The organism is Dyella sp. (assembly GCF_036746095.1).
Classification (GTDB): domain Bacteria; phylum Pseudomonadota; class Gammaproteobacteria; order Xanthomonadales; family Rhodanobacteraceae; genus Dyella_B.
Window position 1 is genome coordinate 1 of record NZ_DAIOEU010000003.1, and the last position, 26,685, is coordinate 26,685.

At 60.3% G+C, this 26,685-nt stretch carries 20 protein-coding genes and 5 tRNA genes; 10 read left to right on the top strand and 15 right to left on the bottom strand.

All coding sequences use genetic code 11. The annotated features are described in order from the left end of the window. Positions 1 to 115 precede the first annotated feature (115 nt). Positions 116 to 192, top strand: a tRNA-Asp gene (locus V7M64_RS02145). Between the two features lie 79 nt (positions 193 to 271). On the opposite strand, the gene V7M64_RS02150 is transcribed toward V7M64_RS02145, so the two are convergent. Continuing rightward, entirely contained in the window at positions 272 to 730 is a 459-nt protein-coding gene (locus tag V7M64_RS02150) for a DUF1249 domain-containing protein (RefSeq protein ID WP_333676708.1), read from the bottom strand. Positions 731 to 749: 19 nt separating this feature from the next. Continuing rightward, on the bottom strand, positions 750 to 1,565 hold the full coding sequence (locus V7M64_RS02155) for a pyruvate, water dikinase regulatory protein (RefSeq protein ID WP_333676969.1): 816 nt from the start codon (positions 1,563 to 1,565) through the stop codon (positions 750 to 752). A gap of 226 nt (positions 1,566 to 1,791) precedes the next feature. Between V7M64_RS02155 and ppsA the strand changes: the two genes are divergently transcribed. The 4 genes from ppsA to V7M64_RS02175 all read left to right on the top strand — a co-directional run bounded on the left by ppsA (position 1,792) and on the right by V7M64_RS02175 (position 6,178). Further along, entirely contained in the window at positions 1,792 to 4,167 is a 2,376-nt protein-coding gene (gene ppsA, locus V7M64_RS02160; RefSeq protein WP_333676710.1) for a phosphoenolpyruvate synthase, read from the top strand. 121 nt (positions 4,168 to 4,288) lie between these two features. Continuing rightward, positions 4,289 to 4,984: a signal peptidase I gene (gene lepB, locus V7M64_RS02165; protein WP_333676712.1), complete on the top strand. Its 696-nt coding sequence runs from the start codon at positions 4,289 to 4,291 to the stop codon at positions 4,982 to 4,984. Between the two features lie 75 nt (positions 4,985 to 5,059). Next, a tRNA-Ser gene (locus V7M64_RS02170) sits at positions 5,060 to 5,149 on the top strand. A 327-nt stretch (positions 5,150 to 5,476) separates the two neighbouring features. Continuing rightward, the gene (locus V7M64_RS02175) at positions 5,477 to 6,178 is read left to right on the top strand and encodes a protein phosphatase 2C domain-containing protein (protein ID WP_333676714.1); all 702 of its coding nucleotides are present in this window, start codon (positions 5,477 to 5,479) and stop codon (positions 6,176 to 6,178) included. 39 nt (positions 6,179 to 6,217) lie between these two features. On the opposite strand, the gene dnaQ is transcribed toward V7M64_RS02175, so the two are convergent. Genes dnaQ through V7M64_RS02190 form a run of 3 tightly spaced genes read right to left on the bottom strand, consistent with a single transcriptional unit; the run spans position 6,218 to position 8,057 of the window. After that, positions 6,218 to 6,937 carry a DNA polymerase III subunit epsilon gene (gene dnaQ / locus V7M64_RS02180; RefSeq protein WP_333676716.1) on the bottom strand — a complete coding sequence of 240 codons (720 nt, stop codon included), beginning with the start codon at positions 6,935 to 6,937 and terminating at the stop codon, positions 6,218 to 6,220. Continuing rightward, the gene (gene rnhA / locus V7M64_RS02185; protein WP_333676970.1) at positions 6,934 to 7,377 is read right to left on the bottom strand and encodes a ribonuclease HI; all 444 of its coding nucleotides are present in this window, start codon (positions 7,375 to 7,377) and stop codon (positions 6,934 to 6,936) included. The genes dnaQ and rnhA overlap by 4 nt, the downstream gene beginning before the upstream one ends. Before the next feature lie 41 nt (positions 7,378 to 7,418). Next, positions 7,419 to 8,057 (bottom strand): methyltransferase domain-containing protein, encoded by a 639-nt coding sequence (locus tag V7M64_RS02190; RefSeq protein ID WP_333676718.1) that lies wholly within the window; start codon positions 8,055 to 8,057, stop codon positions 7,419 to 7,421. 297 nt (positions 8,058 to 8,354) lie between these two features. Between V7M64_RS02190 and gloB the strand changes: the two genes are divergently transcribed. After that, positions 8,355 to 9,122, top strand: coding sequence for a hydroxyacylglutathione hydrolase (gene gloB / locus V7M64_RS02195; protein ID WP_333676720.1), 768 nt, complete (start codon positions 8,355 to 8,357; stop codon positions 9,120 to 9,122). Positions 9,123 to 9,313: 191 nt separating this feature from the next. Further along, positions 9,314 to 10,360, top strand: coding sequence for a LysM peptidoglycan-binding domain-containing protein (locus tag V7M64_RS02200; protein ID WP_333676722.1), 1,047 nt, complete (start codon positions 9,314 to 9,316; stop codon positions 10,358 to 10,360). 433 nt (positions 10,361 to 10,793) lie between these two features. Here V7M64_RS02200 and V7M64_RS02205 read toward each other — a convergent pair whose 3' ends face one another. From V7M64_RS02205 to V7M64_RS02245, 9 genes are all read right to left on the bottom strand, one after another. Further along, the gene (locus V7M64_RS02205) at positions 10,794 to 12,716 is read right to left on the bottom strand and encodes a SurA N-terminal domain-containing protein (protein ID WP_333676724.1); all 1,923 of its coding nucleotides are present in this window, start codon (positions 12,714 to 12,716) and stop codon (positions 10,794 to 10,796) included. Between the two features lie 86 nt (positions 12,717 to 12,802). Continuing rightward, a tRNA-Asp gene (locus tag V7M64_RS02210) sits at positions 12,803 to 12,879 on the bottom strand. A 7-nt stretch (positions 12,880 to 12,886) separates the two neighbouring features. Then, positions 12,887 to 12,961 (bottom strand) — tRNA-Val (locus V7M64_RS02215). Positions 12,962 to 12,978: 17 nt separating this feature from the next. Further along, complete coding sequence (locus V7M64_RS02220) at positions 12,979 to 13,251, bottom strand: HU family DNA-binding protein (protein WP_284323064.1); 273 nt, start codon at positions 13,249 to 13,251, stop codon at positions 12,979 to 12,981. Between the two features lie 328 nt (positions 13,252 to 13,579). Beyond that, on the bottom strand, positions 13,580 to 16,072 hold the full coding sequence (gene lon / locus V7M64_RS02225) for an endopeptidase La (RefSeq protein ID WP_333676727.1): 2,493 nt from the start codon (positions 16,070 to 16,072) through the stop codon (positions 13,580 to 13,582). 263 nt (positions 16,073 to 16,335) lie between these two features. Continuing rightward, positions 16,336 to 17,643, bottom strand: a complete 1,308-nt coding sequence (gene clpX / locus V7M64_RS02230; protein WP_333676728.1) for an ATP-dependent Clp protease ATP-binding subunit ClpX — start codon at positions 17,641 to 17,643, stop codon at positions 16,336 to 16,338. Positions 17,644 to 17,749: 106 nt separating this feature from the next. After that, positions 17,750 to 18,379 (bottom strand): ATP-dependent Clp endopeptidase proteolytic subunit ClpP, encoded by a 630-nt coding sequence (gene clpP, locus V7M64_RS02235; RefSeq protein ID WP_333676729.1) that lies wholly within the window; start codon positions 18,377 to 18,379, stop codon positions 17,750 to 17,752. Positions 18,380 to 18,615: 236 nt separating this feature from the next. After that, a complete protein-coding gene (gene tig / locus V7M64_RS02240; protein ID WP_333676730.1) occupies positions 18,616 to 19,908 on the bottom strand; it encodes a trigger factor in 1,293 nt (430 codons plus the stop codon). A gap of 82 nt (positions 19,909 to 19,990) precedes the next feature. Then, positions 19,991 to 20,075, bottom strand: a tRNA-Leu gene (locus V7M64_RS02245). A gap of 442 nt (positions 20,076 to 20,517) precedes the next feature. On the opposite strand from V7M64_RS02245, the gene V7M64_RS02250 reads away from it, so the two are divergent. Both V7M64_RS02250 and V7M64_RS02255 read left to right on the top strand, forming a co-directional pair. Then, positions 20,518 to 20,721 (top strand): DUF6229 family protein, encoded by a 204-nt coding sequence (locus V7M64_RS02250; RefSeq protein ID WP_324147740.1) that lies wholly within the window; start codon positions 20,518 to 20,520, stop codon positions 20,719 to 20,721. 105 nt (positions 20,722 to 20,826) lie between these two features. Further along, on the top strand, positions 20,827 to 23,670 hold the full coding sequence (locus V7M64_RS02255; RefSeq protein WP_333676731.1) for a type 2 lanthipeptide synthetase LanM family protein: 2,844 nt from the start codon (positions 20,827 to 20,829) through the stop codon (positions 23,668 to 23,670). A gap of 33 nt (positions 23,671 to 23,703) precedes the next feature. Here V7M64_RS02255 and V7M64_RS02260 read toward each other — a convergent pair whose 3' ends face one another. Then, the gene (locus V7M64_RS02260; RefSeq protein ID WP_333676732.1) at positions 23,704 to 26,043 is read right to left on the bottom strand and encodes a glycoside hydrolase family 31 protein; all 2,340 of its coding nucleotides are present in this window, start codon (positions 26,041 to 26,043) and stop codon (positions 23,704 to 23,706) included. A 493-nt stretch (positions 26,044 to 26,536) separates the two neighbouring features. Between V7M64_RS02260 and V7M64_RS02265 the strand changes: the two genes are divergently transcribed. Continuing rightward, a complete protein-coding gene (locus tag V7M64_RS02265; RefSeq protein ID WP_333676733.1) occupies positions 26,537 to 26,683 on the top strand; it encodes a hypothetical protein in 147 nt (48 codons plus the stop codon). Positions 26,684 to 26,685: the final 2 nt, after the last annotated feature.

Genomic DNA, 26,685 nt, shown 5'->3' on the forward strand with positions numbered 1-26,685 from the left:
AGGACATCACCCTTTCACGGTGGCGACCGGGGTTCGAATCCCCGTGGGGACGCCATTTCACCCAAACGCTGGGCGGAATGGAAAAGGATTTAGTGAGTTGGTTGCTGTACAACGTGGAGCGGTAGTTCAGTCGGTTAGAATGCTGGCCTGTCACGCCGGAGGTCGCGGGTTCGAGTCCCGTCCGCTCCGCCACTTCCAAGAAGCCCGCGCGATGCGGGTTTTTTGTTGCCTACAGCATAGTGATGTTGGGATTCACCCTCGCCCGCCCTACCTAGGCGCGCTCCAGCGTTCCCGCCGAGTGGCCCTGCTCCGCCAGGTACTCAAGCCAGCGCGTGAGAAAAGTGTTCATCTGCAAGCGGTGCTGGAATACCGAATGCGCCGGCGGAAATGGACCCAGCACTTGCCACAAGTGGCGACCGGGATGGCAGTGCAAGGCTTCGGCGACGTGCGCATCGCTGTACATGCGCAACTGTGCCGATGGCGAACGGCGGCCGGTCTGCGTGTCGACAAACCCGTAGGTGAGTTCGAGTTCCAGCGTGTACGGATGGCGCTCCTGCAACACCAAATGCACCGGCAGGCCGTCATCGACATCCGAGACGTAATCACCCAGGTCCAGCTGCTGGGGCGCGAACAGGCGCGTCAGCCGATGATAATTTTCGGCATAGAGCCCCATCAGGAACTCGAAGCGTCCTGGCAGCAAGGCGGAGCGGCGGTCAAGTACGGCACTCATGAAGTTGGGGCGACCTCAGTTAGTACATGGCTTTTTCGATACCGAATTGATCGAGGATTTTGCTCGCAATCTCTTCGATAGAAACGTGCGTGGTGTTGAGATACGGAATACCCGCCTGGCGCATCAGCCGCTCAGCTTGCTCCAGCTCCCAGCGGCATTGCTTCAGCGTGGCATACCGGCTGCCTGGGCGCCGCTCTTCGCGAATCTGCGCCAGGCGCTGCGCTTCAATGGTGAGGCCGAACAGGCGATGCTTATTGGTACGCAGGCGACCCGGAAGTTCGAGCTTGTCCAGATCTTCCTCGGTCAGCGGGTAGTTGGCGGCGCAGACACCGTAATGCAAGGCCATGTACAGACATGTCGGCGTTTTGCCTGAGCGCGACACACCTACCAGGATCAGATCCGCCTGGGCGTAGTCCACCGCCATGCCATCGTCATGGCTCAAGGCGTAATTGGTGGCGTTGATGCGCGCCTCATATTTGGCGGAATCCACGAGGCCGTGCGAACGGTTGACCGCGCCCGAATGCCGGGTCCCCAGTTCATCCTCCAGCGGACCGATAAACGGCGCGAACACATCCAGCATCAGCGCGCCGCTGGTCGCCACCACCTCGCATAGCGCGGGGTCGGCCATGGTGTTGACCACGATCGGCCGATGCCCGCTCTGCGCATACCGCGTCTTGATGCGCAGCGCGGCATTCTCCGCCTTCTGGGGGGTGTCGATGAACGGCAAGCGGTGCTTTTCGAACTGCACCCCCTCGAACTGGGCAAGAATGCTGTTTCCGATCGTCTCGGCCGTAATACCAGTGGAATCTGAGATGAAAAAAACCGAGCGTTGCATGCGTTTTCCCTGGGCAGGATGAATCGCTGATTTGCACCTTAACCCAAGCACGAAGCCTTGTCGTTGCTTGACTTTTATCTGACTGGTATGCAGGTGGCGCGCCCTGTGATCGCAATGGTCTTCTTGTGCCTCGCACCATCGGCAGCGGACAATACCAGTCTTATGCGACCGGGTTTGTCCGGTACGACTGCCTGCTTTTTCCATTGAAGCTCTTGAGGAGATCCCCTTGAACGATCTGGTGCTTTGGCTCGACCAACTGCGCATGACCGACCTTGGCAAGGTAGGCGGCAAGAACGCGTCGCTAGGCGAGATGATCGGCAACCTCGCTCAGCTGGGGGTATCGGTACCCGGCGGTTTCGCCACCACGGCGCAAGCCTTTCAGCAGTACCTCGAAAAGAGCGGCCTGTCCAAGCGGATCGCCGACCGGCTGGTCACGCTGGACGTCGACGACGTAGACGCCCTGGTCGCCGGCGGCAAGGAAATCCGCGGCTGGATTGTCGACACCGCCCTGCCCGCTGACCTGGAACAGGCGATCCGGGACGCCTACGCCCAGCTATGCAAGGACGCGGGCGCCGACAACATCGCCGTGGCCGTGCGCTCTTCCGCCACCGCCGAAGACTTGCCGGACGCCTCCTTCGCCGGCCAGCAGGAAACTTTCCTCAACGTCGTCGGCGTCGAAGACGTGTTGCACAAGGTCAAGGAAGTTTTCGCCTCGCTCTATAACGACCGCGCCATCGCCTATCGCGTGCACCAGGGCTTCAAGCACGAGGACGTGTTCCTCTCCGCCGGCGTGCAGCTGATGGTGCGCTCCGACGTGGGCGCCTCCGGCGTGCTGTTCACGCTCGACACTGAATCGGGTTTCCGCGACGTAGTGTTCGTCACCGGCAGCTATGGGCTGGGTGAAATGGTGGTGCAAGGCGCCGTCAATCCGGATGAGTTCTACGTGTTCAAGCCCACACTGAAGGCAGGCAAGCCGGCCGTGCTGCGCCGCAGTCTGGGCGCAAAACAGCAGCGCATGGTGTATTCGAACAAACCGGGCGAGCGCGTGCGCATCGAAGAAACACCGGCCGCCGACCGCAATCGTTTCTGCATCAGCGACGAAGACGTGCAGGAACTGGCCAAACAGTCGCTGGTGATCGAACAGCATTACAAGCGCCCGATGGACATTGAATGGGCGAAGGACGGCAACACCGGCAAGCTGTACATCGTGCAGGCGCGGCCGGAAACGGTGAAGTCGCGCGCGCACGCCACCCAGCTTGAGCGCTTCCATCTCAACGAAAAGGGCAAGGTGCTGGCCGAAGGCCGCGCCATCGGCCAGAAGATTGGCAGCGGCAAGGCGCGCGTGATCCGCTCGCTTGCCGACATGAACAAGGTGCAGCCAGGCGACGTGCTGGTTGCCGACATGACCGACCCGGATTGGGAACCGGTGATGAAACGCGCGTCGGCCATCGTCACCAATCGCGGCGGCCGCACCTGCCACGCCGCGATCATTGCGCGTGAACTGGGCGTACCTGCCGTCGTCGGCACGGGCCATGCACTCGATACGATTCCCGACGGCCACGACGTCACGGTTTCATGCTCCGAAGGCGATACCGGCCTGATCTACGAAGGCCAGCTCAAATTCGATCGCGTCACGGCCGATCTCGGCGCCATGCCTGAAGCGCCGCTCAAGATCATGATGAACGTCGCCAACCCGGAGCGCGCGTTTGATTTCGGCATGTTGCCCAACGCGGGCATCGGCCTGGCGCGCCTGGAAATGATCATCGCCAGCCATATCGGCGTGCATCCGAAGGCGCTGCTCGAATACAACAAGCAGGATCCCGAAACCAAGGCCAAGATCGATGCGCGCATTGCCGGCTACAAAGATCCGGTGAGCTTCTATGTCGATCGCCTTGCCGAAGGCATCGCCACCATTGCCGCATCGGTGTATCCCAAACCGGTAATCGTGCGCCTCTCGGATTTCAAATCCAACGAATACGCCAACCTGCTCGGCGGCCAGCGCTACGAGCCTCACGAAGAAAACCCGATGATCGGCTACCGCGGCGCCAGCCGTTACGTCGACGCGGGCTTTGCCGAATCGTTCGGCCTGGAATGCAAAGCCGTCAAGCATGTGCGTGAAGTGATGGAACTCACCAACGTTTGGGTGATGATTCCTTTCGTGCGCACGCTCGACGAAGGCCGCAAGGTGGTCGAGGTGCTGGCCAAAAACGGCCTCAAGCAAGGCGAGCATGAGCTCAAGGTCATCATGATGTGCGAGCTGCCTTCGAACGCCCTGCTCGCGGACGAATTCCTCGACATCTTCGACGGCTTCTCGATCGGCTCGAACGATCTCACCCAGCTCACTCTTGGATTGGATCGCGATTCCAGCGTGGTCGCCCACCTGTTCGACGAACGCGATCCGGCGGTGAAGAAGCTGCTGGCGATGGCGATCAAGACCGCGCGTGCACGCGGCAAGTACGTCGGCATCTGCGGCCAAGGCCCGTCGGATCATCCGGACCTGGCCGAATGGCTGATGGACCAGGGCATCGAGTCCGTATCGCTCAATCCCGACACCGTGGTGGATACCTGGTTGCGGCTGGCGAAAAAGAAGGCCGCGGCATAACCAGGCAAAGGGGGCGATGCGATATCGCCCCCCTTTATGCTGGTTGAAGAGCGGAAACTCCAACGGCGAAGCTGGTGTCCATCCTGCTGGTGTGTCATTCCGGCCAACCAAGGGGTATTTCATGCGCCAGGTCTTGTCCTTCCTTTCCAGGAACAAAGGCTTCTTCGTCTTCATGCTCGGCATGCTGCTGTTCCGCAGCGCGCTCGCCGACTGGAACGATGTGCCGACCGGCTCGATGCAACCCACCATCCAGGTCGGCGATCGCATCCTGGTCGATAAGGCGGCTTACGACCTTCGCGTACCGTTTACCCACCTTTCGCTGATTCATCTGGCCGATCCCCAGCGCGGCGACATCGTCGTACTCGATTCACACGCGGCTGACGAAAAGCTGGTGAAACGCGTGGTTGGCGTTCCCGGCGACATCATCGCGATGCGCAATAACGTCCTCTACGTGAATGGCAATGCCGCACGCTATTCACCGGCGACCGTCACCGGCATCCATGACGACCTTGAGGACCCGGGCCGCTACGAAGTGGAGCGAGTGGGCGATATGCAGCACCTTATCCGGCTTTCGCTCTATCGGCCCAGCGAAGCGCGCGACTTCGGGCCCGTCACCGTGCCCGCCGGCCAGTATCTGCTGCTTGGTGACAATCGCGATAACAGCATGGACTCGCGCTACTTGGGATTCTTCCCGCGCAACGAAATCGTCGGCCGCTCCCGCTACGTGGCGCTGTCGTTGGATCCGGATCACTACTACCTCCCCCGCGCACGGCGGCTGGGAGCCCGGCTGGATGGGACGGCAGCCGCTGCCCGGTGACTTGGTCCCGGCAGTTGTCACCGCGACGAGCAACACGTATCATATCCGGCTCGCGCGACCAGCAACGCACCCTTTGGAGAGGTGGCAGAGTGGTCGAATGTACCTGACTCGAAATCAGGCGTACGTGTAAGCGTACCGTGGGTTCGAATCCCACCCTCTCCGCCAGCTATAAAAAAACGCCCCTCGTGGGCGTTTTTTTATAGCTGGCGGAGAGGGTGGCCCGATGAGAACCCATCGGTTCGACAAATTTGTTGGGAACAAATTTGGGCAGCCGGAGGCTGGCCCTCCGCGCTTTGCGCGAAGGGTTCGGCCCATGGATGAGCCGAACAATCCCACCCTCTGCGCCAGCAACGCAAACGCTCTACGTTTGCGTTGCTTACAACTGCAATGGCATCCCAGCTATTCAATAGCTGAGGCATTGAGAACATCTCTGCCTTTTTGCGCCACGCCTCCATATCCGGCATGCTTCGCGCATCCACTCGGCGGACGCCCATGATCGAATTCGGACACGGAACCCATGTCGGTCTGCGCCGCGCGCGCAACGAAGACACCTACTATGCCGACGCGTCGCTTGGCCTGTTCCTGGTCGCGGACGGCATGGGCGGGCATCAGCATGGCGAGGTGGCCTCGGCCATGGCGCGCGATGCCATTGTGAGCTCGGTGCGCAAGGGAAAGTCATTGGCCGAAGCCGTGCATGGCGCGGCGGCACGATTGCTGGAGCACGCACAGCGCTACGACGATGCGCTGCCAATGGGCACCACGGTGGCCGCCATCCGCTTTACAGAGCAAGATTATGAAGTGGTCTGGGTGGGCGATAGCCGCATCTATCAATGGAAAAACGGTTTACGCCAGATCAGCCACGATCACTCGCTCGTGCAACGGCTGGTAGAAGCTGGCGCCATCGACGAAGTACAAGCCAAACGCCATCCCCAACGCAACATCCTTACGCAAGCCCTGGGCATTACGGCCCTGGAGCAATTGCACATCAGCATGGCGAAGGGAAAGCTCGAACCTGGCATGAGCTTTCTAGCCTGCAGTGATGGCCTGACGGAAGAAGTGAGCGACAGGCGCATTGCGGAAATCATCGGCCGGCGTGATCTGGCCGCGCAGGAATGTCTCGATCATTTGCTGCTCGCCGCACTCGAGGGTGGCGGCAGCGACAACATCACGGCAATCCTGGCGCGGATTCACTAAGCTCGAACGAGCCGTTGCGGACGATCAAGGCAACACTGATTAAGCCTCCGCTTCCTGCTTGCGCCATATCGATTGCCCCCCTGCACTCTTGTCCAGCATATCCAGGCGCTGCAAATGCGCGCTGATTTCGTCTTCGCTGGCGCACAACACTCGCGGCCGGCGCGCCAACACCAAGGGCGTAACGATGCTGTGCACGCCTGTGGTTTCCGCGCCACCTTCAAAGCCGAGGTCCAGCACCACCTGGCCTGACGTCATCGCAAGATAGACGTCCGCCAGCAGCTGCGCGTCGATCAAGCCACCGTGCAGATCACGCGCGGAGTTGTCGACGCCCAGGCGTTTGCACAACGCATCCAGGCTGTTGCGCTGACCGGGATAGCGTTCCCGCGCCATCAGCAACGTATCGAGCACGTTGCAGCGATCGGCAATGGCGCCGTAGTGCGCACCTGCGCGTGCCAGTTCGGCATTGAGGAAGCCGACGTCGAACGCCGCGTTGTGGATGATCAATTCGGCGCCGTCGATGAAGGCCAGAAACTCATCCACGATTTCGTGGAAACGCGGCTTGTCGAGCAGGAATTCATCGGCGATACCGGTGACTTCGCGAGCGCCTTCGTCGATGGCGCGATCGGGATTGAGATAGGTCTGGTAGTGCCGGCCGGTGAGTCGGCGCTCCACCATTTCCACACAGGCGATTTCGATCAAACGATGCCCCTGGCGGACTTCAAGGCCAGTGGTTTCCGTATCGAGAATGATCTGTCTCATGCCGTTTTCCGAAATAGTTCTGCTTGCTGCCGCGCGGCCTGATCCACGCGCTCGTTTTCGTCGTGGCCGCTATGGCCACGCACCCATTCCCAGCGAATCTTGTGCGGGGCTGCAGCGGCCGAAAGCCGTTGCCAGAGATCCTGGTTTTTCACCGGCTTCTTGTCGGCCGTGCGCCAACCGTTGCTGATCCAGCGCGGCACCCATTCCTCGATACCTTGCATCACGTAGCGGGAGTCCGTCGTCAGCACCACTTGGCAAGGACGCTTGAGCGCTTCGAGCGCTTGAATGGCCGCCAGCAACTCCATGCGGTTATTGGTGGTTTGCGCTTCGCCACCGCTGAGCAAACGCTCGGTACCTTTGGCTCTCAACAGAGCCGCCCACCCTCCCGGGCCGGGATTGCCGAGGCACGCGCCATCGGTAAACGCTTCCACTTCCGCCACTCGTTCCGCTCCGTTGTTTTCGTATCGATAGTCGTGTTTGCTCAACTCACCGAGCTGCGCCGTGCGCCAGGCGCCAAGCCAGCTCGCACAGGAGCGGTAACGGGCTTGGGCCGCAGCCGCGTTGGCGCGCTGGCGGGCCCTCGTTTGCGCGCCACCAGCACATAGCCCCCACCCAGCCAGCCAGGTCCGCTGCCGCGAACAGCCGAGGCGAGCGGTAGCCATTGGCCTACGCGCTGTACCCGCTCAACCTGCACTTCGGCGCGCCGCAAGCGCGCAGCCAACTGCATGGGCGATCGGGCATGTGCAGTGCTGCCACGCGTCCGCCAAAGCCACCAAGGGGTCCACCCGCTCAAAGGGATCATGCCCGTAAGCACAAGCAGGCCGCCCGGCGCCAGCACGCGCACAATCTCATCCAGCGACAGCGGCGCCAGCTCCAATGCATGGCGCAGCAGGATCAGATCAAAGGCCCCGTCTGCGAACGGCAGCGGCTCATCGGCGCGAGCGCAGACATCACCCCGGAAACGCTCGCCCGCCAGGCGAAGGGTGACCCACTGTCCCAGATATGGAGGGTTCGGCGGCCCATCACCTTCAGCGGCCGAGAGCAGCAGCGCGCGAGCGCCCGCGCAACGGCGAACGTCGGGCATATAGGCCACCGTTTCGTCAGCCATCAGACCACGCATGGGCGCACTTGCATAAATATCGTGGGCGCGCGGTGGCATCTACGGGAGGCCTGTCAGAAGCATAGGCAGAGTTTAGCGGCTGGCTTTACAAAGACGAACCATGGCCGAACCGCTTTCGCAGGATATTTCGATTAACACGTATCTAACGATCCTGGGAGCTCCGGGCTATATAGTCGGCGGTCTCGCGCATGCCAGGACGCCTGCGCCAGTCGATACGAAGGATGCACTGGCCTGATGCCCCTGGACGGACCTGATGTCCACACGGCAAGGGCCAGCGCAACAGAGCGGAGAACGCCCTTGCACGTCGTACCGTTACCGGCGCTTGCCGACAACTATATCTGGCTGCTCTACGATGACAGCGGTCACGCCATCGTCGTCGACCCGGGTGAAGCGCATCCTGTGGAAGACGCCCTGCGCGCGCGCAAGCTCAAGCTGTGCGCGATTCTGCTGACCCACCACCATAGCGACCACATTGGTGGTGCAGCGGCTCTGCGGGCGGCACACGGGGCCCCCATCTACGCGCCTGAGGATGAGCGCATCCCAGCGGCCACCCATCGCGTACGTGATGGCGAGATGCTGGCGCTCGCCGAGCCTGCGGTGCGTTTTCAGGTCCTCGCGGTACCCGGGCACACGCTCAGCCATATCGTGTATGCCGGTGCAGGCGTGTTGCTGTGTGGCGATACGTTGTTCAGCCTCGGCTGTGGCCGTCTGTTTGAAGGCACGCCGGCACAGATGCTTGCCTCGCTGCAACGCATAGCGGCGCTACCCGGCAACCTGCTGGTTTGCTGTGGCCACGAATACACGGCTGCGAACGGACGCTTCGCGCAAACGGTGGAACCCGACAACACGGCGCTCAAACAGCGACTGGATGATGTCGCAACCCTGCGCGGGAAGCAGCAGCCCAGCGTACCGGCAACGCTTTCGAGCGAGCTTGCCTGCAATCCATTCCTGCGCGTGAACAGCGATGATGTGATCGCCTGGTGCCGTCGACACGGCGCGGCCAATGACGATGCTGTCGCCCGCTTTGCAGCTCTTCGCTCCGCCAAGGATGGGTTTCAGGCATGAGATACGCACGACGACTTCTGCCGGTTGCCCTGACCTCCCTGCTGGCAGCGTGTGCAACGCCGCCTGCGAACAAACCGAGGATGCCTGCGCCCGCCACGGTCATCCCGGCGCCAAGTCCCGTCCCCGCTACGCCATTGCCTGCACCCGAAGCATCTCCTTCCCCGGCTGCAACCGAGGAATCAAACGCCAACGTGTGGGACAAGCTGCGCAACAGCTTTGCCATGGCCGATTGCGATGCCGATCCGCAGATCATGGTCTGGGCGCACCGCTATACGCAAAACCCGCAGCGTTTCGAGCAGGAAATGAGCGATGCGCTGCCGCGCATCGTTTACGTGCAACAGGCTGCAGAAAAACACGACGTGGCCGGCGAGTTCGTGCTGCTGCCGTGGGTGGAAAGCCAGTATCGCCCCGTGCCCGGCCATCGCAATCTTCCGGCAGGCATGTGGCAGCTCGTGCAAAGCACGGCTCGTGTGATGGGCCTGCATGTGGGCCATGGCTATGACGGGCGCCTGGATACGTCTGCGGCCACGGACAGCGTGATGCGCATGCTGCACGACTATCACGACGAACTGCATGATTGGCGCCTGGTCGACTATGCATTCAACCGTGGCGAAAACGGCGTGCAGCGAATGGTGCAGCAGCACGGCATGCCGCCGGACGAACCGGCCATTCCCAAATGGCCGGTACCGAAGGTTACTCGGGAACATCTCACCAAGCTGCTGGCGATCTCCTGCGTGGTAAGAGACCCGTCGCGTTTCAATGTGGATCTGCCCACGCTTCCTGCCGATCAACACCTGGAAACGGTGCAGATAAAGCATGACATGACGCTATCCACCGCAGCCGATCATGCCGGCATGGAAACCGACGACTTGAAGCGGCTGAATCCTGCCTTGCAAGGCAATTTCCTCAGTGCGGATACGCCCGGACATTTATTGATGCCACGTCGCAACGCGGAGCTGCTGCGCAGCGCGATGCAAATCGCCAATGAACAGGGCATGACGGCCAGCACGTCTCCCAACACGCCGCTGCCGGCGATGTATGCCGACAAGCAAGACCAGAGCACGCAAGACGAAGCCCCGCGTCATGCCAGGACACATATAGTGAAATCCGGTGAAAGCCTGTGGCAAATCGCGCGCAATTATTCGGTCAGTGTCAACACGCTCGAACGGCTGAACCATTTGCACGGCAAGCCGCTGAAGCCTGGCCAGGTGCTCAAGCTCGACTCGGTTGGTCACTAAACGCGTGGCGGCATGCCACTGGCCATTGCCAACCCGCATAGAGGCGGTAACCAGGCAGGGCTCGCGTTTAAGGCAACACTGATTAAGTATCGCCGTCATCACCAGCCCTGTCTGTTCGCAGGCCACAGGGCTGTCGCCGAAGGCAGACTGGCCGTCTGGCGAGACGGGGACCCGCGGCATGCGGACAGACAGGGCTGGTCCCAACATGTTGAATTCAAAGTGATGGGGTGATGTCTGGAAGGCCCGCAGGCTGCGCCGCGCGGCTTGGCAAGACAACCAATCTTCCCAATGCCACGCAACACATCCTGCAAGCCTTCCAGACATCATGACGACGGCGATACTTAATCAGTGTTGCCTTAAATCTCCAGAGCAGCACACATAAAAAAAAGCGGCTCTTGCGAGCCGCTTTTTCGACAGGGCGCCACGACTTGCGTTACATGCGGTCCTTGGCAATCTCGATCTTGGTTTTCGCCTTGAGCATATCGACAAAACCCTGCGTTTCCACGCCACCGTAAACCTGCACCATCTGGCGATAAAGCTGTTGGCGGTCATCGGAAGTCAACTTGGAAAGATCACCTGGCTCGACCTTGTCGACAGCCAGCACGGCGTACGTGCCGTGATCGAGCGCAACGCTGGCGTACTCCGGCTTGCCATCGGCAGTAGGGTGCGGGGTCTTGAATGCCTGGGTCAGCACCGGCTGCGGCACGTTCGTGCCCTGCTGGGCTTGCTGGATACGCTGCACCTGGCTCGCCGTTTGCAGATCAGCATGTTCGGCGCCGGCGAGGGCGACGATATCCTCGCCCTTGCCAAGTCGCTGTACCAGCACGTCTGCCTTCTGGCGTGCAGCCTCGGCAATGCGCTGATCGAGAATCTTCTGCACGATCGCGTCATGCACTTCAGCAATCGGCTTGGCCGACGCCGGTACATGCTTGTCGACACGCACTACCACCGAATCAGTCTTGTCGAGGTTGATCAGAGGTGAATTGTTGCCCGATGCAAGCACGTCATTGGAGAACGCGGCGGCAGTCACTTTTGGATTGGCGGCAATGCCCTGGCCGCCTTCGCGACCGAACAGCGGCGTTTGCTTGATCTGCAGATGCAAAGCCTGCGCAGCCGGTTCCAATGAGCCCGGATTCTGCGAGGTTAGATCGGTCATCTTGCCGGCAGTCTCGTTGTAGACGCGGTCGCGTTCGCCGGTGGTGGCTTCCTTCAAAAGCTGGTCCCGCACCTGCTCGAATGGCTTGGTCTGGCCACTGCGAACGTCGCGCAGGTAGATGATGTGGTAGCCCTCGTCGGACAGCACAGGCTTGGAAATCTGTCCCTTCTGCATGGCAAACATCGCCGCATCGAAAGCGGGATTGGTGACGCCTTTCTGCAACCAGCCCAGGTCACCACCTTGCAGCTTCGAACCAAGGTCGTCCGAATCCTGCTGCGCCAGCTTGGCAAAATTCGCAGGCGTGGCTTCGGAAGCGATCTTTTCCGCCTTGTCCAATGCTGTTTTCTGCTGCGCAGGCGTGGCGTTCTTCGGCACATTGACCAGAATGTGCGAGACCTCGCGCTCTTCCGGCATGCCGAAACGCGAAAGCTCCGCCTGGTAGCGTTTCTTCAGATCTTCATCGGTGGGTTGTGTATCGGCTTTCAGATCCGCGCCGTTCACTTCGATGTACTTCAGCGAGACCTGTTCCGGATTCATGAAATCCGCTTGATGCGCCTTGTAATAGTCCTGTACCTGCGCATCCGTGACCTGGCTGTCTGCAGGCGTCGGGCGCGGCAGCACGAAATAGCGGATGTCGCGACGCTGCAGCTTGATGTCCAAATAACGATCGAGGTCAGCGGGCGTGATGATGGCGCTGCTGCTGATGGCATCAGGCAGCAAGCTGCCTTCCAATGAGCTGCGCACGTTGGCCTGGTACATCTCCGGCGTCATGCCCGCGCCAGCCAACTGCGCGCGATACATGTCGGCGTTGAATTTGCCGTCGACCTGAAAGGCCGGCATGGAAGCGATGGTGTCGCGTAGCGCCTGATCGGAAACGCGCATGCCGAGGTCTTCATTGGCCTGCAGCAGCAATTGCTGTCCGACCAGTTCGTCCAGGATCTGCTGCTTGAATTCGGGCTTGTCGAACACGGTCGGATCGAAGTGATCGCCCAGTTGCGCACGCTGCTGCTGACGCAGGCGGTTGACCGTGTCCTGGAACTGCTGCTGGCTGACCTCGCGCTTGCCGACTTTGGCGACAAAGGTTTCAACGTGCGAGTTGAAGTAGCCTTCGATACCGAAGAAGGACATGGCGAATACGGCAACACCCAGCACGATGATGGCCGGCCATCCTTGCATCTTGTCGCGTAGTGACTGCAGCATGGATTCTTCCCGCGATGATGATGTTCTGCGCGTCGCCGCGCGTAATCTAAACAACAAGGGCGCCACGGGGGCGCCCTTGCAAACCGTGGCGGAGCGGACGGGACTCGAACCCGCGACCTCCGGCGTGACAGGCCAGCATTCTAACCGACTGAACTACCGCTCCACGTTACTGGTGGGTGCTGTAGGGATCGAACCTACGACCCTCGCCTTGTAAGGGCGACGCTCTACCGCTGAGCTAAGCACCCGGACCCTAGCGGGCCGCTTAGTTTAGGGCGTCCTTGAGCGTCTTGCCAGCCTTGAATGCGGGAACCTTGGAGGCGGCGATCTTGATTTCCTCATTCGTGCGCGGATTGCGGCCGGTACGGGCAGCACGGCTGCGTACGGTGAAGGTACCAAAGCCGACGACCGCGACGTCGTCACCATTTTGCAGCGCCTTCTGCACGGTCTCGAAGAACGCTTCGAGCGCACGGCCTGCGTCGGCCTTGGTCAGTTCGGCCTTTTCGGCGACGGCATTGATCAGATCGGTTTTGTTCATTGAGTTACTCCCTTAAACAGGTATTCGGCCCGCGGAAAGATTGGGACTTGAGGGCTTGGCGGGAAAGAGTCGGATTCGTGCTGGGCGCTGCCACGCAGACCCGCATCACTGCGCGTCGGGTGGACGTCAGGATGAGGTGAGACTTTATACCAGCGCCCCCAAGGGTCCGCAATACAAGCAATACCAACGCATTGCGGAGATTCAGCAGGGCCATTTGCGTACACGGAAAAGCTATGCAAAAGCCATCCGGCTGTGTTATGTCGCAATGCGAAATGGGCGGCACGCGTGACGTGTCGCCCATCGCAAGGCAGCCTGGAAACAAAACGGACTAGTGTGGACGCGCGGGTGTTTCAGCACCATCCTCGTGCGGCACCGCTTCCGTGGTGGTACCGGCCTCGGCAGGTTCTTTGGCCGGCAGCGGTTGCAGCGGATGCTCCAGCGCAATGTCGAGCACTTCATCGATCCAGCGCACCGGATGGATATCCAGCGAACCGGTGATGTTTTCCGGAATGTCCGCAAGGTCCTTGCGGTTCTCATCCGGAATGATCACGGTGGTGATACCGCCACGGTGCGCCGCCAGCAATTTTTCCTTCAAGCCACCGATCGGCAGCACGCGGCCGCGCAGGGTGATTTCACCCGTCATCGCCACTTCGGAACGCACCGGCACCTTGGTTAACGCCGACACGAGTGCCGTGCACATCGCAATGCCTGCACTCGGACCATCCTTCGGCGTGGCGCCTTCCGGCACGTGGATGTGCAGGTCGAATTTCTCATGGAAATCCGGATCGATACCCAGTTGGTTGGCACGCGCGCGCACCACCGACAGGGCAGCCTGGATCGACTCCTTCATGACGTCACCAAGCTGCCCGGTATGCACTTGGCGCCCCTTGCCCGGCACGATCGATGCTTCGATGCTGAGCAAATCACCGCCCACCTGCGTCCATGCAAGACCAGTGACAAGGCCGATCTCGTTTTGCTGTTCCTTGCGGCCAAAATCAAAACGGCGCACGCCGAGATATTTTTCGAGATTGTCGGAATTCACCTTGACCTTACCCGACCCGGCCTTGGCAGACTTCTTCGCCTTCGCGGATTCAGCACCTTCCTTGAGTTCACCCAGGGTGAGCTGCTTGACGACCTTACGGCAGATCTTGGAAATCTCGCGCTCAAGATTGCGCACGCCCGACTCGCGCGTGTAATAGCGCACGATGTCGCGCACAGCTTCTTCATCGACCGCAACTTCGTCGGGCCTCAAACCGTTGGCCTTGACTTGCTTGGGCAATAGATACTTCTGCGCGATGGCAAGTTTCTCGTCCTCGGTGTAACCAGGGATGCGAATGACTTCCATACGATCCAGTAGCGGCCCTGGAATGTTCAGCGAATTGGCCGTGGCAATCCACATCACTTCCGAAAGGTCGAGGTCGACCTCCAGATAGTGATCGTTGAACGTGTGGTTCTGCTCCGGATCGAGCACTTCGAGCAGCGCCGACGAAGGATCGCCACGAAAATCCATCGACATCTTGTCGATTTCATCCAGTACGAACAGCGGATTCTTGCTGCCGACCTTGTTCATGTTCTGCACGATGCGGCCCGGCATCGAACCGATGTAGGTTCGACGATGGCCGCGAATTTCCGCTTCGTCGCGCACACCGCCCAAACTCATGCGAACGAATTTGCGGTTGGTCGCCTTGGCGATGGATTGACCGAGCGAGGTCTTGCCCACGCCGGGCGGACCGACGAGGCACAAGATCGGTCCCTTCATGCTGCTGACGCGTTGTTGCACTGCTAGATATTCGAGGATGCGCTCTTTTACCTTCTCCAGGCCGAAATGATCGGCGTCCAGCACCTGCTGCGCCAAAGCGAGATCCTTGCGAACCTTGCTGCGCTTTTTCCATGGCACACCAATCAGCCAATCGAGGTAGTTGCGCACCACGGTGGCTTCGGCCGACATCGGCGACATCTGGCGCAGCTTGCCGAATTCCTGGCGCGCCTTGGCGAGCACCGGTTTGGGCATCCCGGCGTCTTCGATCTTTTTCTGCAGTTCTTCGATTTCGTTCGGGCCTTCCTCGCCCTCTCCCAATTCCTTCTGAATCGCCTTCATCTGCTCGTTGAGGTAGTACTCGCGCTGGCTTTTTTCCATCTGCGACTTCACGCGGCCGCGGATGCGCTTTTCTACCTGCTGCAGATCGATTTCGCCATCGACAAGGCCAATCAGCAATTCGAGGCGCTGAGCGACGTCGGCCGTTTCCAGCACCTTCTGCTTGTCGGCCATGCGCACGGACAAATGCGCGGCGATGGAATCGGCCAAGCGCGAAGGATCATCAATGCCCGACAGCGTCGCCAGCACTTCGGGCGGCAGCTTGCGGCTCTGCTTGACCAACTGCTCGAACAATGACACCAATGTGCGCGACACCACATCCAGCTCGCGCTCCTTGATGCTGTAGACGGGCTCGATGACGTGCGAGCGCGCCACCAGCATGCCGCTTTCGTCGTGATATTCATCGATGGACACGCGTGCCTGGCCTTCGACCAGCACTTTCACGGTGCCATCGGGAAGTTTCAGCAATTGCAGCACGCCGGCCAGCGTACCGACCTGATGCAGATCTTTGATGGCCGGATCGTCGATATCCGGGCTTTTCTGGGCGACCAGCAGTATCTGGCGTTCGCCTTCCATCGCGCGCTCAAGTGCACGCATGGATTTGTCGCGTCCCACAAACAGCGGTATCACCATGTGCGGGTACACGACCACGTCACGCAGCGGAAGCACCGGCAGTACATCCAAGGCGGCGCCAGTCGTGGTGGGAATTGCGGCACTTTTTGCCATCGCAGGGGATCTCTCGCGAAAAAGGTGGAAAACCTTGAATAGCCGTCCAGGCCATCCTTGCGGCATCAGCCGGCCCGGTTCGCCCGAGCACACACGGCACATCCAGCGCCACCGTGGCTGACGACCCCGACACTGCGCCGAGGCCATTGAGTCGTCAAGTGGAGGCGACGTGTGGTTCACACAAGTGCTGGCCGTATAACGGAAAACATACGGCCCCGGCGGAGGACCGCCGAGGCCGTTTTTCTGACATCCAAAAGCAGTGATCAGGCAGCCGCGTCGCCGCTCTTTTCGCTACCGATGCGCGCCTGTTGCTGTTGCAGGTTGCCGCGATAAATCAGATAAGGCTCTGCTTGGCCTTCAATGACAGCATCGTCCACCACGACCTTGCTGACGTGCTCAAGTGAGGGCAGTTCGTACATGGTGTCCAACAGGACCTGCTCCAGAATCGTGCGCAGGCCACGAGCGCCTGTCTTGCGCTTGAGCGCCTTGCGCGCTATCGCCTGCAGTGCTTCCGGCCGGAACTCCAGCTCAACGCCTTCCATCTCGAACAACTTGCGGAACTGCTTGGTGACAGCGTTGCGCGGCTCGGTAAGGATTTTTACCAGTGCCGCTTCGTCAAGCTCATCCAGAGTAGCGACGACCGGGAGACGGCCAACGAATTCCGGAATCAGACCGAAACGCACCAGGTCCGAGGGTTCCACTTCGGCCAAGACCTTGCCGAGATTTTCCGTGCGTTCTTTCGACCGCACTTCCGCAGAGAAGCCGATACCGGTGGTTTCGGAGCGTTGCTGGATGACCTTCTCCAAGCCCGCAAACGCACCACCGCAAATGAACAGAATGTTCTTCGTGTCGACCTGCAGGAATTCCTGCTGCGGATGCTTGCGGCCACCCTGCGGGGGCACCGAAGCCAGCGTACCTTCGATCAGCTTGAGCAGTGCCTGCTGCACACCTTCACCGGAAACATCGCGCGTGATGGACGGGTTCTCGCTCTTGCGCGAGATCTTGTCGATCTCGTCGATGTAGACGATACCCGACTGCGCTTTCTCCACGTCGTAGTCGCACTTCTGCAACAGCTTTTGGATAATGTTTTCCACATCCTCGCCGACATAGCCCGCTTCGGTCAGCGTGGTGGCGTCGGCGATGGTGAACGGCACATTGAGCAAGCGCGCCAGCGTTTCCGCCAGCAACGTCTTGCCCGAACCGGTCGGGCCAATAAGAAGAATATTGGACTTGCCCAGCTCGACGTCATCGCTGCGCTGGCGCGATTCCATCCGCTTGTAGTGATTGTAGACCGCGACGGCCAGCGCCTTTTTGGCGCGCGTCTGCCCGACCACGTATTGGTCGAGGGTCTCCATGATCTCCTTGGGCTTGGGAAGCTGGCTGCGCCCGGAGGCGGCTTTCTCTTCCAGCTCTTCACGGATGATGTCGTTGCACAGCTCCACGCACTCGTCGCAGATGAACACGGATGGACCCGCGATCAGCTTGCGCACCTCATGCTGGCTTTTGCCGCAGAAGGAGCAGTAAAGAATCTTGCCGCTGTCGTTGGAACGGCCTTGCCGCTCGTCAGTCATTCGTTTGATCCTGCTAGAAAATCCCGGTACGGGTCGAGAATAGCACAGGGTTCCGAGACCGCACCCGGCCCGGAACCCCGGTTACGTGATGAAGATCGACTAAAAATCAGGCCGACTTGACCGTTTCGACGGCGCGACGGTCCAGAACGGCGTCGATCAGCCCGTATTCCTTGGCCTGCTCGGCGCTCATGAAACGATCACGCTCCATATCACGTTCAATCCTATCGAGTGGCTGGCCGGTGTGACGGACATAGATGTCGTTCAATCGGCGACGCAGGTACAGGATTTCCTGGGCCTGGATCTCGATATCGGTGGCCTGCCCGCGGGCTCCGCCCGACGGCTGATGGATCATCACGCGCGAATTGGGCAATGAATAACGCTTGCCCTTGGCGCCGGCCATCAGCAGCAACGAAGCGGCGCTGCAGGCCTGCCCGACGCACATCGTGCTGACGTCGGGCTTGATGAATTGCATGGTGTCGTAGATCGCCAGGCCCGCGGTAACAGCGCCGCCGGGACTGTTGATGTACAGATGAATGTCCTTGTCGGGATTCTCCGATTCGAGGAACAGCATCTGCGCCACCAGCAGATTGGCCACCTGGTCGTTCACTTCGCCGACCAGGAAGATCACGCGTTCCTTCAGCAAGCGCGAATAGATGTCATACGAACGTTCGCCGCGAGCGGTCTGCTCGACAACGATCGGCACCAGGTTGAGATTCTGGATCGGGTCCATGGCCATGCGTGCGGCTCTCCGAAGTGGGGACTGAATAGCGATTCGTATGATCAAGCCAGACTAGCAGGTCGATAATTCCATCCGCTAGCTAGGCCGGCGAGACAAGTCGCGAATCGGCACATCACGTGTGTGCCCGATTCGCGATGCCGCGTTCGAATGTCTAGTGAACTTGGCGCGGGGAAAAGTACAGGAAGGCACTCTCAACGCGTCTTGTCGTGCTCGCCAGGCCTGAACGAATCGTCTCAGGCGCCGACCGGGCGCATCACTTCGTCGAAGCTCAGGTTCTGCACGGTGGTATTGGCGTGTTCGGCCACCCACTCGGCCACCTGGTCTTCCATGACGCGGTTCTGCAGCCCGGACATCAGTTGGGGATCGCCGTTGTAGAGTTCAATGACCTTCTCCGGCTCCTCGTAGGTCGAGGCAATGGCGGCAAGCTGCTCGGCCAGACGCATACGGTCAAGCTTGAGTTCGCTCTTGCGCGCGATCTCGCCCATCAGGAGGCCGGCGATGACGCGCAGGCGTGCGGCCGGTGCGGCGGCATCGATCAACTGCTGCGGGGGTTGCTGGCCGCGCGGCACGCTGGCAGCCGCCAGGTTGCGCGCTTCGCCTTGCACCATCAGGTTGGGAACTTCGAGGCCGTTGTAGGTCTGGGCCAGCTTCTCGGCTACCTGGGACTTCAGGCGGCCCATCAAGGCGGCCTTGAGTTCGCGCTCCAGGTTGGCTCGCACTTCCTTGCGGAAATGATCCATGTCGCCATCGTCGATGCCGAACAGCTTGATGAACTCGGCGTCCACTTCCGGCAGCTGGGGTTCTTGCACCTTCACGATGCTGAAGTTCACCTTGGCAGTCTTGCCGGCGAGCTGCTCGTTGCGGAAATCAGCCGGGAATTCGATATCGCTTTCGAACGTCTCGCCTGTCTTGCGGCCGGCGAGCGCGCCGTCCAGCGCCTTGAACAGGGTGCCGGAACCCAGCACGCTGCCGGCACGCTCCTGGCCTTCGGCCGGGAAGCGGTAGTCGCCGGCGACGGCGTCGTATTCGAACATCACGAAATCGCCTTCCACCGACGCGCGCTCGACTTCGTTGAAGCTGCGGCGCTGCTGGCGCAGGGTTTCGATCATCTTTTCGACGTCGGCATCGCTGACTTCCGCCGTCGGGCGGCTGATTTCCAGTGCGGCGACGTCGATTTCAGGGAATTCCGGCATCACCTCGAAGATGGCCGTGTAGGCAATCTCGCCATTTTCCGGCTGGCCGGTGGTGTCGATGGCGGGATTGGCGACCGGGCGCAGGTTTTCCTTTTCGAACGCCTCGCGCAGGGTGCTGCTGATAAGGTCGGAGAGCACTTCGCCGCGCACCTGCGCACCGAAGCGCTGCTGGATCACGTTGGCGGGCACCTTGCCCGGGCGGAAGCCTTTCAGCCGTACCGTGCGGCTCATCTCGGCGATGCGCGCGCTGACCTGCGACTCAAAGCGCTCTGCCGGAAATTTGACCGTGAGCTTGCGCTCGAGCTTGCCGACGTTTTCAACTGAAAACTGCATGACGTCTCCTGGAATGTCCTGTAGTGGCCCGTACCGGCGCCGAGGCGGCTCGCCGCCCGCAAAAATCAGCTCAAGGTTCGGGTGGTGCGAAAGAAGGGACTCGAACCCTTACGGGGTTACCCGCTGGAACCTAAATCCAGTGCGTCTACCAATTCCGCCACTTTCGCATCGTTCGCCGGATTACAAGCTGCGGATTCTCAAAGACTTTCTCCGGTCGACCCACAACCTTCGAATGCCTGCCCTGCCGCGACCTGGGCGATGGCGACCTTGCGCCAAAGAGATCCATTTTAAGGTTCGGCGACGGCCCAGCACAAGCGCACGGGGCTTGCATGCCGCCACTTTTCGCACCGCAGCAACCTCTCCGCTTTTTTTGACGGTGATTCCAATACCCGTAACCGGCAATTGACAGCCACGTGGGCCGGGAGCAAGGTGGCCGCGGTTTGCCCAGGGTCACCTGCTTGCAGGAGGGGAACCACTGTCCACGGCAAACCTGCGTCCATGTGTGTGTCAACGTTCTGAACCGGCTCGGATTCGGGAACCGTGGCGGCATGTGGCATCGAATCCGCGTCTTCGCTGTTCTAACTCTTTGCTTCGCAAAAGGAGATAGTTATGCAACAGATTGATGAAGTCGTTTCGGGTTGGCTGAGTGGTGATGAAGGCCTGGACAATCCCGCAGGCCCGCTTTATATCGAAGGTGCTGCGGCTACCGAAGCGGCGCTGACCGATCCAGGCATCGGCAAGGTGCTCATCTCGGGCGCTACGACCTGCTCGTTCAGCGGCAAGATTTGCGCAAGCACCTGCGCTTGCTGCTGATGTAAAACCGGCCAACGCGCAGCGTTACTTTTTTTGCCACACGCTGCGCGTTGGCGTTGCATCCGTTCTCTGCGGTTTTCCACGACCACAGCAAGGAACCTGCCTGTGTCGATAACGACCGAAACGAGTGCTCCCGATTCCTTTGCGCCAATCATCCTGGGTTTTACCGCTCCGATTCGAGCCATGTTCGCAGCGCGGCTTGCCGAACTTGCTGCGGCACTGTCACCCGATGAAATAGCGCTCATTCGCCACACCGCGGAAGAAGCGCTCAATGCCAATGCCAGCTTCAAACTCAGCCGCGTCTTGTTGCTGGAATTGCACGCTGCCAAGCGCGCGGGCGAATTGACATGTCCCGACGATGCGGGTCGTTTTGCTCAATTCGTGCAAGGCGCTCGACAGCCAGCTTTCCTTGCACATCTCAATCAGCGTTACCCAAGCCTGTACGCACGTCTCTCGCGCGCCTTGAATGCGCAACGCCATGCGATCGAAGCGCTGGTCGCACGATTCGTGGCCGATCGCAACAAGCTTGCACAACTGCCAGGTCAGCCGCGTGGGCCCCTCATTGGCTTGAGCCTCGGCCAAGGCGATTTGCACGGCGGCGGGCAGTCGGTGGCGAAGCTGACATTGGATGGCGGTGAAGTCATTTTCAAACCGCGCTCGCTGCGAATCGATCGCGTGCTCGAAACATTCCTGTCGCGCGTCTTTGGCGCTGATCCCAATCGGATACGCGTGCCTGACGTGATTGATTGCGGCGACCATGGCTGGGCCGAATTCATCACTCATCGCTATTGTCACAACGATGCTGAACTACGTGTGTTCTATCGCAACCTGGGGGCATGGCTGGCAATACTGCGCGTACTCGGCGGCACGGACATTCACCATGAAAACCTGATCGCCTGCGGCCCGGTGCCCGTGGCAGTCGACGTCGAAAGCCTGTTCTCGATGATGCCGAAAGCCGCGCCATCAAACTATGGCGATGCATTCGACGTGGCGGCAGAACTGATCCGCAATTCAGTACTGCGCACCGGCATTGTTCCCTATCGTGCACCGGCGCTGGGTTTCTTCGGCGTCGACATGTCTGCGGCCGGCGCGTTGCCTGGCGAACAACCGCAAGTGCACGTGCCAGTGATCGCGCAAGAAGGCACCACGGCTGCACGGCTCGACATTATCAAGGCCGATTTGCTGCCCGCGCAGAATCACCCGAGTCCTGAGCCAGACGTTTCAAAATATTGGAACCAGCTCAGCGACGGTTTCCTCGAAGCAACGACACGGTTACGGCAATTGGATGCACGGGGCGAACTCGCGCCGCTGCTGGCTGATTTTGAAAATTGCCAGGCGCGCGACATTCGTCGCCCGACCCAGGCCTACGTGGAAATCGGGCGCATGCTTTGGCACCCCGCTTCGTTGCACGACGAGCCCAAAGCCATCGAGCGTGCCCGCGATCTTCTAGCACGCAATGCTGCCGTATTGCCGCAGGCACCGTCCGCTTTGGCAGAAATAGATACGGAGATTGCCGATTTGTGTTACGGCGACATTCCCATTTTCGCCGCGCCATTGACGCGTACGCGCATCGATGAAGCACTGGCCGACTGGCGCGCCATGCGCCTGGAGTTGGAAGAACTCACCATTCGCAGCGCACTGGTCGCCACGCACCTCAATCTTTCCGAAGATCAACCCGAGGACGCGCGCAGCGCACGCCGCTATGCCGCGTGCCATCCGCATGCCGATCAGCTGGACCAACGCCGACGCAAGCTGGCTGCCGAAGCCGTCGAGCGATTGCTGCGGCTTTCCGTGCGCGGCAAGGATCACTCGGTGACGTGGATCACGCCGGAAATCAACCGCGCCGGCTGGCAAGTGCAACCGCTGGCAACGGATCTGTATTTCGGCCTGGCCGGGGTGGCCGTTGCGCTGGCAGGCTATCTGCACGAAACCGCTGCGAATCGCGCCGATGCCGTGGCGGGTGTTGAAGAAACACTGTCAGGAGCACTGCAGGTTTTGCGCGCGATGGAAGCCGAAGAACAGCAGGAACTGTCCGGCGGCTTTACCGGTTACGGCGCGCAGATCTGGACATGGTTGACGTTGCATCATCTGCAAAGAGACCCCGCTTGCCTCGATCGCGCCATACATTTCGGCGAAGCGCTGGGGCAGTTGGGCTTTGAAGGCGATAAAGCGTTCGACATTCTCGGCGGCGCATCGGGCGCCATCGTGCCGCTGATCGGCCTGGCCGAAGCGACCTGCCAACAGCGTTGGCTCGATCTGGCCGCACGCGCGGCCGATCACCTCACCACCACCGCCGTCGTCACCGGTGATGCTGCCTATTGGCCAACCATGCGCACGCCCGATCCGATCGGCGGATTCGCGCATGGGTCGATGGGAATCGCTTGGTCAATAGCCCGGCTCGTGTTGGCCGATGCAGGCAACGATGCCGATCGTGCACGCTGGAGTGCCATAGCGGAACGCGGTTTCCGCCTTCCGCACGAGCAATACGACGAAACCGTCGGCAACTGGTTCATCACGCAACAAGGCGCACGTCGCGAAAGCTTCCACAACTGGTGCTACGGCAGCGTTGGTATCGGTTTGGCTGCGGGTGATCTCTATGCGCGCAGTGGCGATCAAAAACACCTGCATACGCTGCGTCGCGCGGTTGCCACCGCGCGCGGCAAATGGGGTTCCAGCCACACGCTCTGCCACGGCGACTTCTCGCTGTGCGAATGGCTGGTGCGCGCAGCGCAATGGGATCCGGAGGGCTGCCGGCTGGATGCCATCCATCCTGTGGCGCGCGTCGTCTCAGCCATCGAGGAACACGGCGGCATCGTGGGCGGCATGGCGCGCGATGCCTTCACGCCGGGCCTGATGACGGGATTGGCGGGGGCCGTCTACAGCCTCAACCGAATGCATCCGGAATGCAGTCTGCCCTCACCTTTGCTGCTTGAGACCAGGACAGGCTGAAGGCCAGGCATCCATTGCGTGGCCTTCCTCTGTTTACTTGATCACTTTGACGAGACTGGAAGCCGTCCTGTCGAACGCTTCATCGCCACCGGTGGCGCTCAAAGCACCCGATGCATTGTTCCAATGCAGCTGAGTCGTGGTGCTCTTGCCCGCTTGATAGCCGTATGACGTACCGTCGTCGCTATACAGGGCGAAATCGTCGTCCTTGCCTGGATAGACACGAATCTCGGCAATGGACTGTTTCGACGCCGTCGACTGGATCGCCGAGCCCAACGGCACGATCGAACCCGCGCGGACAAACACGGGAATCTGATCGATGGGCGAGGCCACCTTGACCCAACGCCCACCGGTCAATTTTTCATTGGTCCAGAAGTTGTACCAGTCGCTGCCGGCGGGCAGGTAAACCTCTTTCTCCGTCTGACCCTGCTCGGTGACCGGAGCCACCAAGAACGCAGGGCCAAACATGTATTCCGTGCCGATGTTGGCAACGTTGGGATCGTTGGGGAAATCCATCCACAACGCGCGCATGAACGGCGCGCCCGTGTCATAGGTTTTCTTGGCCTGGCTGTAGATGTACGGAATCAGCCGGTAGCGAAGCGCATCGTACTTCGCCATGATCGCCTCGGCTTGATGGCCGAAAGCCCAAATCTCCGTGTGTTTGCGGTCGCCATGCAAACGCAGCGTCGGCAAGAAAGTACCGTATTCGAACCAGCGCGTAAGCAGTTCCGGATAATCGTTGTTCTGGCCCACCACATCGCGCGCATCCGATGGGTCAAGCAACGGTGGCTTGGTAGCAGTGGTCGTTTGCGGCAGGTACTGCCAACCGCCAATGTCATTTCCCCAATAGGCAATACCCGATGCCGTCATGTTGAGGCCCGTGGGAATCTGGCGCTGCAAAGCTTCCCAGGTCGGATCGATATCCGACGACCAGAACAATGCACCGGTACGCTGCGATCCCAGATAGGCAGCGCGCGAAAGTATCAGCACGCGCTTGTTAGGTTTCCAGGCGCGCATGCCTTGCGCGAAGCCTTCCACATGCAGCAGCGGGAAAACGTTGTGATACCGGTCGCCTGAGCCAATCGAGTAGAAAAACCCATCCGGCACCAGGTCCGGCTCGGTCTCATCGAGCCACGGGTAGTCAAAGCCGTGCGACAGGATGTTGTCGCGCGCATGCTCCCAGTACCACTTCCGCGCCGCAGGGTTGGTCGAATCGATCAATGCGCCCGCACGATCGGAACGGAACGGCAAGCCATCGACCGTTTTTCCGTGCTTGTCCTTCAGGAAATAACCCTTGGCATCAAGCTCCTTGAAATAACGACTGGCACGTTCGAAACGCGGCCAGATCGATATGATCGACTGCATGCCCATGTCATGCAGCTGCTTGTTCATGCCATCGGGATCCGGAAATTCAGCGGGATTGATATCCAGCTGTCCCATGTGCGTCCAATAGAACCAGTCGACCACCATAATGTCGAGCGGGTAGTGCTTTTCACGATAGGTGTGCGCGACGCGCAAAACTTCCGCCTGGCTGGCGTAGCGCGCCTTGGACTGGATCAGGCCGAAGGCAGCCTTGGGCGGAATCGGCGTCTTGCCGGTCACCCGTGCATAGGCCGAATAGATCGCTTCCGGCGTATCGCCGGTGATCACGAAGAAACTGACGCGCTCGCCAACCTTCGACTCGAAGCTGGTGCGGCCACGAATACCGGCGACGAAACGCGTATCGGACGGGTTGTCCCAAATAATGCCGTAACCCTTGGACGACACCATGAAAGGCACACAGACCGTCTCGCCACTCGGTGCGTCATACCAGTGCTGGCAGTCGATCACACGACCGCGCAAATCGAGCGGACCAAGACTGCCCTGATTCTGGCCCATGCCGTAATAGTGTTCGTCCGCCGGCGCCGAAAACGTAGCACCCACCTGATAAGTGGCCTCGCCCGCCACTTCATGCGGCGACATGTTCCAGTCGATCATGTTGACGACGGTTTCGCCCTTGGCATTCTTCACTTGCAAGCGAACCGGCGCCAGCTCCGGCGCAAAGTACCGCTCCATCACTCCCGGCGTGTGCGGCGGCGGCGCGGCATCGACGTGCAGGGTCAAATCCGAAGACGCAAACGTGTCACCGCCCTGATCACTCGTTTCATGGAAGGTCGAGTTATCAGCGTGGTTGGCCAGAATGCCGTAGCCCGGGGCCTTCAGCGCCTCGGCCTTGTCGGCGGCGATCGTGACGTGGACGACGTTGGGGCCGTAGGCCTCAACCGTCACCCACGCACCATGACGGTCGAGCGTGGCCATCGGTGCGGCGTTGGCCACAGTAGCTGCGCCGACGAAAGACAACGCCAGACTGAGCAATGCAATGTTGGATCTACGCACGACGCCCTCTCACCGCTAGCAAGCAAAAATTCCCGCGGCGCCAAGGCGCGCGGTCGATCGGCTGGGTATTTATCATATAAATCGAGCTTGCCTGCCGCCCCTCCCGGCGAAGCGATCAAATTCGCTATCCGGGTTGGGTGATTAAGTAAAAGGCCGGGTGATCGACAGGCCGCAGGCAAGACGCCTTACGCTGGACTCGCTGCTTTGCGCAGCCTGAAGGCTGACCGCACCGCGCAGGAGCGCAAGCAAAGAAAAAGGCACCCAGGAAACCCTGAGTGCCTCGTTTAGCTGGTGGGCCGTGTAGGATTCGAACCTACGACCAATTGATTAAGAGTCACCAACAGTTACTTTAAAAATCATCAACTTGCGATTGATATTTTTACGGTTTAGCGGTCCTGTCGGTCCAGGCATATCAAGTATTTGCCGAATATTTTTACGGGGTAAATGGGTCCCTTCGCTACCTTTGAGACGGCGCGCCGTACGCTATCGCGCCATGGATATTGACGAGCAGCGCACCACCATCCATCGACTGCTGGAACCGGGTGATCGGCGCGGTCATGCATCCCTGCCGGTGGAACTCGAATGGGACCGCTCTGGCTTTGGTGGCACCATGCTGGACACCTGGCATGCACGCCTATGATC